This window comes from Dietzia sp. NCCP-2495, from assembly GCF_026011735.1.
In the GTDB taxonomy this organism is placed as follows: domain Bacteria; phylum Actinomycetota; class Actinomycetes; order Mycobacteriales; family Mycobacteriaceae; genus Dietzia.
The window spans coordinates 1-9,454 of record NZ_BRVN01000042.1 but is presented as its reverse complement, the minus strand read 5'-3'; the positions used below and the strand labels follow the sequence as shown (position 1 = coordinate 9,454).

General features: G+C 69.5%; 8 protein-coding genes, 1 tRNA gene and 1 pseudogene. 6 read left to right on the top strand and 4 right to left on the bottom strand.

Going from position 1 to position 9,454, the window contains the following annotated elements; translation table 11 throughout:
- Positions 1-325 (top strand): annotated as a pseudogene (locus OPF83_RS17040) (hypothetical protein); the annotation flags it as partial.
- Between the two features lie 73 nt (positions 326-398).
- Here OPF83_RS17040 and OPF83_RS17035 read toward each other — a convergent pair.
- Positions 399-472 (bottom strand) — tRNA-Gly (locus OPF83_RS17035).
- A 121-nt stretch (positions 473-593) separates the two neighbouring features.
- The gene (locus OPF83_RS17030) at positions 594-878 is read right to left on the bottom strand and encodes a hypothetical protein (RefSeq protein ID WP_264888826.1); all 285 of its coding nucleotides are present in this window, start codon (positions 876-878) and stop codon (positions 594-596) included.
- A 233-nt stretch (positions 879-1,111) separates the two neighbouring features.
- Between OPF83_RS17030 and OPF83_RS17025 the strand changes: the two genes are divergently transcribed.
- The 4 genes from OPF83_RS17025 to OPF83_RS17010 all read left to right on the top strand — a co-directional run bounded on the left by OPF83_RS17025 (position 1,112) and on the right by OPF83_RS17010 (position 5,011).
- On the top strand, positions 1,112-1,915 hold the full coding sequence (locus OPF83_RS17025) for a DUF2470 domain-containing protein (RefSeq protein WP_264888825.1): 804 nt from the start codon (positions 1,112-1,114) through the stop codon (positions 1,913-1,915).
- Positions 1,916-2,122: 207 nt separating this feature from the next.
- Positions 2,123-2,887 (top strand): DUF2470 domain-containing protein, encoded by a 765-nt coding sequence (locus OPF83_RS17020; protein ID WP_264888824.1) that lies wholly within the window; start codon positions 2,123-2,125, stop codon positions 2,885-2,887.
- Positions 2,868-3,431 carry a dCTP deaminase gene (gene dcd / locus OPF83_RS17015; RefSeq protein WP_264888823.1) on the top strand — a complete coding sequence of 188 codons (564 nt, stop codon included), beginning with the start codon at positions 2,868-2,870 and terminating at the stop codon, positions 3,429-3,431. The genes OPF83_RS17020 and dcd overlap by 20 nt, the downstream gene beginning before the upstream one ends.
- A 191-nt stretch (positions 3,432-3,622) precedes the next feature.
- A complete protein-coding gene (locus tag OPF83_RS17010) occupies positions 3,623-5,011 on the top strand; it encodes a UDP-glucose/GDP-mannose dehydrogenase family protein (RefSeq protein WP_264888822.1) in 1,389 nt (462 codons plus the stop codon).
- A gap of 82 nt (positions 5,012-5,093) precedes the next feature.
- Here OPF83_RS17010 and OPF83_RS17005 read toward each other — a convergent pair whose 3' ends face one another.
- A complete protein-coding gene (locus OPF83_RS17005) occupies positions 5,094-6,347 on the bottom strand; it encodes a pyridoxal phosphate-dependent aminotransferase (RefSeq protein WP_264888821.1) in 1,254 nt (417 codons plus the stop codon).
- Between the two features lie 94 nt (positions 6,348-6,441).
- The gene (locus OPF83_RS17000; RefSeq protein ID WP_264888820.1) at positions 6,442-7,533 is read right to left on the bottom strand and encodes a GAF domain-containing protein; all 1,092 of its coding nucleotides are present in this window, start codon (positions 7,531-7,533) and stop codon (positions 6,442-6,444) included.
- 69 nt (positions 7,534-7,602) lie between these two features.
- Between OPF83_RS17000 and OPF83_RS16995 the strand changes: the two genes are divergently transcribed.
- Positions 7,603-9,420 carry an NAD(P)/FAD-dependent oxidoreductase gene (locus tag OPF83_RS16995; RefSeq protein WP_264888819.1) on the top strand — a complete coding sequence of 606 codons (1,818 nt, stop codon included), beginning with the start codon at positions 7,603-7,605 and terminating at the stop codon, positions 9,418-9,420.
- The last annotated feature ends 34 nt before the right edge of the window (positions 9,421-9,454 follow it).

The following is a 9,454-nucleotide window of genomic DNA, read 5'->3' as shown; positions in this document are numbered from 1 at the left end:
ACGAGCAGGTGGCGTGCCGATGGGCGGCATGATGGGCGCTGCCAACGCTGGACAGAACTCCGACAAGCGCGAGCACACCCCCGCCAGCTACCTGGTCAACGCCACCAACACCTCGGCGATCATCGGCGAACCGCTCAAAGTCTCGCCTGCGGTCATCGGGCGCCGCCCCGACATGATGGACGGCGCGGATGTATCAGCGGGGGCCGCAGGGGCGACCGACGCAGCATCGGGTACGACGTCGGTAACGGAGACGGCCGCGGCCACCGGGCAGAAGACCGGCGCCCGGTCCATCCGCGGGATCCGCGGCATCGTCGGCCACGGCTGAGGGGCAAACGCAGAATGGGACGTGCACTCGTGGAGTGCCCGTCCCGTTCTGCTATAAGCTCTTGTCAGGGCGGTGGAGCCGATGACGGGAATCGAACCCGCGCTGTCTGCTTGGGAAGCAGAAGTTCTACCATTGAACTACATCGGCAGTTGCCGGAGAGAGCTGTGCGCTCCCTGATGAGGCCGGTTCAGATTAGCACGACGGCCACTGTGAGCGTCGCATCGACCCCGCTTTGACGCGGCCGCTACCCAGCCTCACAGGCCCCGGCTCAATTGCCCTGCTTCTTGTCCTTCTTCGCGTCGGCGATGGCGGCCTTCTGGCGCGCGTTCGACGTCATGGGCCGCTTGGGCTGGTTGAGCGACGCGCGCGGGACGAAGCCGAAACCGACGCCGCCGACCACGGCCACGGCGATCGCGCCGATGATCCAGAACGTCAGCGACGAGCCGCTGGTGATCCCCATCATCACGATGAGCACAGCCAGGCCGACGCAGATCCACGACCACACGTTCCACCGCCAGATATAGGTGGAGGGCGCTTCCTTGAACTCGTCCATGCCCCCATTCGACCACGTCAGCAGGGTGTTGTGCACATCCGGTCCGATGATGGTGACCCCGGGGGGGAGGTGGGACGACGACGACGACAAAAGTTACGGATGTGTCCAGTTTCACGCACTCGTTAGTTACTCGCGGGTAGCTTTTTGGCTGTCAAGGGAGCTTAATGGTGGGGACGGTCCGTATCACGGCTGGGCAAACAGCTGGCGGACGACACCCTTCCAGGAGGTGCGTGATGGACGACGTGACGAAGCGGCCCATCGCAGAACGAGTCCGGACAGTCCTTGCCCGAGGCGCGGCAGGCACGGTCGAAGCCGGGATGCTCCGGCGGCCGTTGCGGTCGGCGCGCGTCCGCAACGACGGCGTGGTGGTCCTCGTTGTGGACGTGAGCGGCATGTCGCGCGAGGCCGGCGACGAGGCGCGGATGGCGGCGGTCGGGTCCTCGGCCACCGTCGAGATCGTCGACACCATCTGCACCGGGCGCTGTCGGGGCTCGGCCCCGCGCCCCTCCTTCGCGTTGGACGGTCGCCGCTCGGTGCTGCCGGACGCGTGCGACGAGAACTGTGCCGTGGCCCGTGGCGTCGTGACCCTCTCCGGCATAGTCATCGCCTCCTCCGACGCCCGACGCCGCCGGCTCGTCGCGTCCGACGGCGGCACGATGGGCCCCGGCGGCGACCTCGGGTCCATGCGGCTCAGCGAACTGCAACCGCTCGAGATCACCTACCTGAGCAGCGACGGCGTGGACATGGTCTCGCGCTCCGAGCTGGCCGCTGCGGACGTGGACCCGATCGGCGTGGACGAGCAGGGCTGGCTCCGTCGACTCAGTGCCGACTCCGGCCTCGCCGTTCGGTTGGCACTGCGCGCCGGGTGCCAGATCGCGGGCACGGACCCGCGGATCGTCGGCATCGACAGCGACGGTCTGGATGTGGCGGTGGTGGCCCGAGGCGGCGGTTTCCGTGACGTCGTGCGCGTGCCGTTCTCGCAACGCTGCGTCGACGCCGATGCGGTGGAGCGCGAGCTCGAGCAGCTCGCGGGCTGAGCGTCGGAGCCTCCTCGACAGGCCGATTTTCCTGCCACTTTCCACGAAGTGCCTGTCAATTCGCACCAACCCCTTGCGTAATAGGTGAGCCTTACCTAAGTTAATCGGCGCGGGTAGTCACGTCCCCGCCCCCGCTCCGTTCCGGCGCCAATCCCTGAGGCGCCGGAACGGGACGGGAATCCGACACAACGAGGAGGCCTCACGCACATGCAGTCACTGGTGGGGCCCGTGCCCGAACCGGCCGAACGCGTCGGATCCGCCCTGCGCCGCTGCGCGCAGAGCACGCTCGCCGTCGGCGACTCGCCGATCCCCGTGAACCTCGCCCACCACGCCGGTGGCACGACCGACCTCTGGCTGACGATCCCCATGGCCGACTCGGCGACGATCACCGCCGGAGGAGTCGCCGCGCGACTCGAGGTCCTGGACGTGATCAGGGGAGGAGCGGCACAGGGACGCTGCCGCCGCGTCGTCGTCGTCGAAGGACGGGTCGAGCTCCCCGGCGACCACGCGCAACGCCACGTCGCCACACACATCGCCGTCGAGCTCCCCGACTCCGCGCTGCTCGGGGTCGGTCAGGACCTCGCCCTGGTCCGGCTGCGCGCCACGCGGATCGTCCTCACCGACCACGACGGCGTCACCGACATCGCCCCCGACGACCTCGCCACCTCCGGGCCGGACCCGTTCTCCGACATCGAGGAGCACTGGCTCGGACACCTCAATGACCCGCGCTGCCGCATCGTCTCCCGGATCGCCATGCGCGTCTGCCGCTGCCTACCGGCGCAGCGCCCGCTCCTCGTCGGGATCGACCGCGCCGGCGTGGACCTCGAGTTCACCGACCGCGACGACACCATCCACCGCCAGCGCCTGCCGTTCGCCGAAGCCTGCACCGAGGTGGGTGAACTCGGTACCCAGATCAGAATGCTCGCGGGCGGGGCGCGGTACCCTCTGGATCGTGCTGCTCTCCGACCGTGACCTCCGATCCGAGCTCGCCGACGGGCGGCTCGGGATCGACCCGTTCGACTCGTCGCTCATCCAGCCCTCGAGCATCGATGTACGGCTCGACCGGCTGTTCCGCGTGTTCAACAACTCGCGCTACACCCACATCGACCCGGCGCAGCAGCAGGACGAGTTGACCGAACTGGTGGAGGTGACCGACGGCGACCCGTTCGTCCTGCACCCCGGGGAGTTCGTCCTGGGCGCCACCCTCGAGCGGCTCGAACTGCCCGACGACCTCGCCGGCAGGCTCGAGGGCAAGTCCTCGCTCGGACGGCTGGGGCTGCTCACGCACTCGACCGCCGGGTTCATCGACCCCGGCTTCGGCGGGCACATCACGCTCGAACTCTCCAACGTCGCGAACCTGCCCATCACCCTGTGGCCCGGCATGAAGATCGGGCAGCTGTGTCTGTTCCGGCTCTCGAGTCCCGCCGAGAACCCGTACGGCAGTGCGTCGATGGGCTCCAAGTACCAGGGGCAGCGCGGGCCGACGCCGTCGAAGGCGTATCTCAACTTCCAGTAGGTCGCGGCTGGGGTCGGGCCGGCGACGCGCGTGCGTCGCGGGGACCGCTTGGCGCGCGTGCCGCCGACGTCACCGTGAGTTCGGCTTGATGAACAGCAGGTGAGGGGCTGTCCCCAACTCGGCGCCGAACTCTCGTCCGGCGTTCACCGAGCTTTTCCTGGGCCGTCGCCTCCGGCGGATAGACAAGCGTCATGCGTATGACCGTGTTCGGGACCGGATACCTCGGCGCCACCCACGCCGCCTGTATGGCCGAGTTGGGCCACGAGGTTCTGGGGGTGGATGTCGACGAGGCGAAGATCGAGCGGTTGCGCCGGGGTGAGGTGCCGTTCTACGAGCCCGGACTGCCGGAGATCCTGCAGCGGCACGTGGACTCGGGCCGTCTGAAGTTCACCACCGATTACGCGGAGGCCGCGGAGTTCGCGGACCTGCACTTCATCGGGGTGGGCACGCCGCAGCGCAAGGGTGAGTTCGCCGCGGACACCACGTATGTGGAGGGCGTAGTAGCCCGGCTGTCGCCGCTGCTGACCCGGGATGCGGTCCTGGTGGGCAAGTCGACGGTGCCGGTGGGCACGGCGGTGCGGCTGCAGGGGATCGCGGACTGGCACGTGCGCGGTGGGGTGCGTGCCGAGATCGTGTGGAACCCGGAGTTCCTACGGGAGGGGTTCGCGGTCAAGGACACGCTGACCCCGGACCGGATCGTGATCGGTCTACCCGGCGGTGCCGATGAGCAGAGCCCGGCCCGAGAACTGGTGGAGGAAGCGTACGCGCCGATCCTGGCCTCGGATCCGTGCCCGGTGATCGTCACCGATCTGGCCACCTCGGAGCTGGTGAAGGTCAGCGCGAATGCGTTCCTGGCCACCAAGATCAGCTTCATCAACGCCGTGTCCGAGGTGTGCGAGGCGGCGGGCGCGGACGTGACGGTGCTGGCCGATGCGATCGGGATGGACCCGCGGATCGGGCGCCGGTTCCTCGGTGCGGGGCTGGGCTTCGGCGGGGGATGCCTGCCCAAGGACATCCGCGCCTTCATGGCCCGCGCGGGCGAGCTCGGCGCGGATGAGGCCATGACGTTCCTGCGTGAGGTCGACTCGATCAACATGCGGCGCCGGGAGCGGATGGTCGACCTGACCGTCGAGGCCTGCGGCGGCACCCTGATCGGGAAGACCGTGGCGGTGCTGGGGGCGGCGTTCAAGCCGAACTCCGATGACGTGCGGGACTCCCCGGCGCTGAACGTGGCCGGCATGCTCTCGCTCAAGGGCGCCCAGACCGTGGTGTTCGACCCTCAGGGGCTCGACAACGCCCGCGCGCTGTTCCCGACGCTGGGGTACGCCGACTCGGCGCTGGCAGCCTGTGAGGGCGCGGATGTGGTGCTGGTGGCCACCGAGTGGGCCGAGTTCGTCGAGCTGGACCCGGCCGCCGTGGCCGAGGTGGCCCGCGGACGGTTCCTGCTCGACGGCCGCAACTGCATGCCAGGCGACGCCTGGCGCGAGGCCGGCTGGACCTACCGCGCCCTCGGACGCGGGATTCCGGTGCGTCCGGCCTCGCACACCGCGGCGAACAGCGGGAGGCTCGTCACCTCCTGATCCGTCGCTGCCTGATCCGGGGCGCGCGGTGGGCAGACGCCACGGCGGGCGGATGCTGCGGTGAGCAGACGCCCGCCTGCCGCTACTGCCGGTACGTGCTGAGGAAGTTTCCGATCCGCTCGATCGCCGCGCCCAGATCCCGTGCCGGCGGCAGCGTGACGATCCGGAAGTGGTCCGGGTGCGGCCAGTTGAAGCCGGTGCCCTGGGTGACGAGGATCCGCTCGCGTTCGAGCAGGTCGAGGGCGAACTGGCGGTCGTCGTGGATCTCGTGGACGTTCGGGTCCAGTTTCGGGAACACGTACAGCGCGCCCATGGGCCGCACGCAGCTCACACCGGGGATCGAGTTGAGCTTCTCCCATGCGACGCCGCGCTGCTCGTGCAGCCGTCCTCCGGGTTCGATGAGCTCGTTGATCGACTGGTACCCGCCGAGCGCGACCTGGATGGCGTGCTGCGCGGGGACGTTGGGGCACAGGCGCGTTGATGCCAGGAGTTCGAGTCCCTCGAGGAATCCGGCGGCGTGCGCCTTGGGTCCGGTGATCGCGAGCCAGCCCGCGCGGTAGCCGGCCACCCGGTAGGTCTTGGACAGTCCGTTGAAGGTCAGCACCAGCAGGTCGTGGGCCAGCGTGGCGATGGACGTGTGCTCGGCCTCGTCGTAGACGATCCGGTCGTAGATCTCGTCGGCGAGGATGAGCAGGCTGTGCTCGCGGGCCAGGTCGACGATCCCCTGCAGGACCTCGCGCGAGTAGACGGCGCCGGTCGGGTTGTTGGGGTTGATCACGACAATCGCCTTGGTCCGCGGTGTGATCTTGGAGGCGATGTCCTCGAGCGACGGGTTCCAGTCGTCGTCCTCGTCGCTGAAGTAGTGGACGGGCTTGCCGCCGGCGAGGGAGGTCATGGCGGTCCACAGCGGGTAGTCCGGGGCCGGGATGAGGACCTCGTCGCCGTCGTCGAGCAGCGCCTGCATCGTCATGGTGATGAGCTCGGAGACGCCGTTGCCCAGGTAGATGTCGTTCACGCTCAGACGCGGGAAGTCGGGCACCAGCTCGTAGCGCGTGAAGATCGCGCGCCTCGCCGACAGGATTCCCTTGGATTCCGAGTAGCCCTGGGCGTGGGGGAGGGCGGCGATCATGTCGCGCATGATCACGTCGGGCGCCTCGAACCCGAACGGCGCCGGGTTGCCGATGTTGAGCTTCATGATCCGGTGGCCCTCGGCCTCGAGCTGGTTGGCCCGCGCGAGCACCGGCCCACGGATCTCGTACAGGACGTCCTGGAGTTTGGAGGACTGGTCGAGCGTGCGTAGCTGACGGTGCGTGCGTCCCGTGTTCTCAGGCGTCATACCTGCCGATTGTGCCACCCGGGCGCGCGTGCGCGACGTCACGTGTCCGTGGATGGCGTGGGTGGGCCCGGCCGACCGGGCCGTGCCGATGCGGTCAGATCCCGTAGCGGAGGTCGACGATCGCCGGGATCTCCGAGTCCGGGAGGAGCTCGTCGGGATGCTCGACCCTCAGGAAGTCCACGCACTCGCGCTCGCGCGGGCACAGCGAATACGGTTGCGAGTCGATCATCAGGCCGGTGAGCCGTCGGAGACGACGCACCTCACCGCGCACCGTCGTGGTGGCGGACGGGTCCTCGTAGAGCGCCTCCGACAGCGCCCTCGCCGACCACGCCTCACGGGAGGCCAGCAGCGCCACCAACTCGGCCCGACGGGGCGTGAGCGGGATCGAGGTCCCGTCCGCCCGGATCACGGCCGGTTTCCACCCGAGCAGGCGGATCGAGGTGACGGGGCTCGGATCGGCGGCCGGGACGTGGCCGGGGGTGCGGGCGGCGGCGTTGTCGTCGTCGTACCCGGGGCCGTCGGCCGCGCCGGGGGGTGACGGGAGCGCGGCGAGCAGGGACTCGGCGAGGCGGGCGCCGCAGCGCACGAGCGCGGCGGTCTCCACCGACGAGAATCGCAGCGGGTGGGACACGTCGAGGACCCCGATCACCCGTCCCCGCGGATCCCTGATCGGACTCGCGGTGCACGTCCAGCCGTGGTGGGCGCGGACGAAGTGCTCGCCCGCGGTGGCGTGGGTGAGGGCCCCGGCCTCGAGCGCCAGCGAGATGCCGTTGGCGCCGATGCCCTTCTCCGACCAGTCCGCGCCCTCGGCGAACGCGATCGAGTCCGCGCGGCGCAATGCCTGTGCGCTGCCCGCGCGCCACAGCACGCGCCCCCGGTTGTCGGAGACGACGACGAGGTGGCGCCCGGCGGCCGAGGTGTCCGCCACCGATGCCACGACCTCCGCCGCGACCCGGTGCAGCGGCGTCATCTCGCGCGCGGTCGCGAGCTCCTCCCGCGACAGGACGCTGCACGGGAACTGCTGGTCAGGGGAGATTCCCGCGTCCCCGCTGCGTTGCCAGGCACGAAGCACCCGCGAGTCCAGATCGGGCGTCTGACCGCCGGCCAGCGCGATCTCGTGGGCCTCGATGGTGCGGGCCGCGAAGGCTCCGGGGTCGGAGAACCGCAGCGCCTGGTGCAACGACATTGCCACCCCCTCGGGAACACAGTGTGATCTACGTCATGAAAAACGCTACAGCAGAGCGAAGGAGTGGGCATGACACAGACGACGGAAGCACCCGCGGGGGCCGACAGCACCGACCGGGTCGTGGAGACGTGGCTGGCGGAGTTCGGCGAGGCGTTAAGCGCGGGCGACACGGGCCGGGCGGCCGGGATGTTCGAGGCCGAGGGGTGCTGGCGCGACTTCGTGTCCTTCACCTGGAACCTCCGGACCCTCGAGGGGCGTGAGGAGATCGGGGAGATGCTCGACAGCCAGCTCGCCGCGGTCGCCCCCGCCGGATGGGAACTCGCGGAACCGGCCACTGACTCGGGCGGCGTGATCGAGGCGTGGATCAACTTCGAGACCGCGGCGGGTCGCGGCTGGGGCCACCTGCGCCTGCGCGACGGACGTGCCTGGACCCTGCTCACCACGCTGCAGGAGCTCAAGGGGCACGAGGAGAAGAAGGGCCGCGACCGCGACAAGGGCGTCGAGCACGTCATCCGCCGCGGACGCCGGACCTGGCTCGAGCAGCAGACCGATCGGCAGGAATCGCTCGGCTACACCGAGCAGCCCTATGCGGTGATCGTCGGTGGTGGTCAGGGCGGGATCGGCCTCGCGGCCCGGCTCAAGCGGCTCGGCGTGCCCACGATCGTGATCGAGAAGAACGAGCGCGCCGGCGACTCGTGGCGCAAGCGCTACAAGTCGCTGCACCTGCACGACCCGGTCTGGTACGACCACCTGCCCTACATCCCGTTCCCGGACGACTGGCCCGTGTTCCCCGCCAAGGACAAGGTGGGGGACTGGCTCGAGCACTACACCGCGATCATGGACCTCGACTACTGGTCCGGCACGCAGTGCCTGGGCGCCGAGTTCGACGAGGCGACGGCGACCTGGCGCGTCCGGGTCGACCGGCGGGGCGAGGAGATCGAGCTCAGGCCGACCCAGCTGATCTTCGCACTCGGGGTGTCCGGCTACCCCAACGTCCCGCACTTCGACGGCGCCGAGGACTTCGCCGGCGACCAGTGGCACTCGTCCGAGTTCACCGGCGAGGGCGACGTCGAGGGCAAGCGAGCCATCGTGATCGGCTCCAACAATTCGGCCCATGACATCTGCGCCGCCCTCTGGGATCACGGGGCGGACGTGACGATGATCCAGCGCTCGTCCACCCACATCTCGCGGAGCGAGTCCCTGATGTCGCTCGCGCTCGGGCCCCTCTACTCGGAGGAGGCGCTCGAGGCCGGCGTGACCACCGAGAAGGCGGACATGCTGTTCGCCTCCTGGCCCTACCGGCTGCTGCCGGACGCACAGATCCCCGTCTACGACCAGATGGCGGAGAAGGACGCGGAGTTCTACGACAAGCTCCGGGACGTCGGGTTCGAGCTGGACTTCGGCGAGGACGGGTCGGGCCTGTTCCTGAAGTACCTCCGGCGTGGCTCGGGGTACTACATCGACGTCGGGGCCAGTCAGCTCCTGATCGACGGCGAGGTGGCGCTCGAGCGCGGACAGGTGACCCGGATCCTGCCCGACGGCGTCGAGCTCGACGGCGAGCGCGTGCTACCCGCCGACCTGATCGTCTACGCCACCGGGTACGGCTCGATGAACCAGTGGCTCGTGGACCTGGTGTCCCAGGAGGTCGCGGATCAGGTCGGAAAGGTGTGGGGCTACGGCTCCGACACCACGCGCGATCCGGGCCCGTGGGAGGGGGAGCTGCGCAACATGTGGAAGCCGACCAACGTTGAGCAGCTGTGGATCCACGGAGGGAACCTGCACCAGTCGCGCCACTACTCCAAGTACCTCGCGCTGCAGCTCAAGGCGCGGATGGAGGGCATTCCGACGCCGGTGTACCGGGTGCAGGAGGCGCACCACACTTGCTGACAGGCCCCCGCCGCCAGCTGGCCGGCCCCGGTCG

What these genes read in the sequence shown, in the direction of transcription:
- OPF83_RS17030 (WP_264888826.1), bottom strand. Translation starts at nt 878, where the DNA reads ATGGACGAGTTCAAGGAAGCGCCCTCCACCTATATCTGGCGGTGGAAC.
- OPF83_RS17025 (WP_264888825.1), top strand. Translation starts at nt 1,112, where the DNA reads ATGGACGACGTGACGAAGCGGCCCATCGCAGAACGAGTCCGGACAGTC.
- OPF83_RS17020 (WP_264888824.1), top strand. Translation starts at nt 2,123, where the DNA reads ATGCAGTCACTGGTGGGGCCCGTGCCCGAACCGGCCGAACGCGTCGGA.
- OPF83_RS17010 (WP_264888822.1), top strand. Translation starts at nt 3,623, where the DNA reads ATGCGTATGACCGTGTTCGGGACCGGATACCTCGGCGCCACCCACGCC.
- OPF83_RS17005 (WP_264888821.1), bottom strand. Translation starts at nt 6,347, where the DNA reads ATGACGCCTGAGAACACGGGACGCACGCACCGTCAGCTACGCACGCTC.
- OPF83_RS17000 (WP_264888820.1), bottom strand. Translation starts at nt 7,533, where the DNA reads ATGTCGTTGCACCAGGCGCTGCGGTTCTCCGACCCCGGAGCCTTCGCG.
- OPF83_RS16995 (WP_264888819.1), top strand. Translation starts at nt 7,603, where the DNA reads ATGACACAGACGACGGAAGCACCCGCGGGGGCCGACAGCACCGACCGG.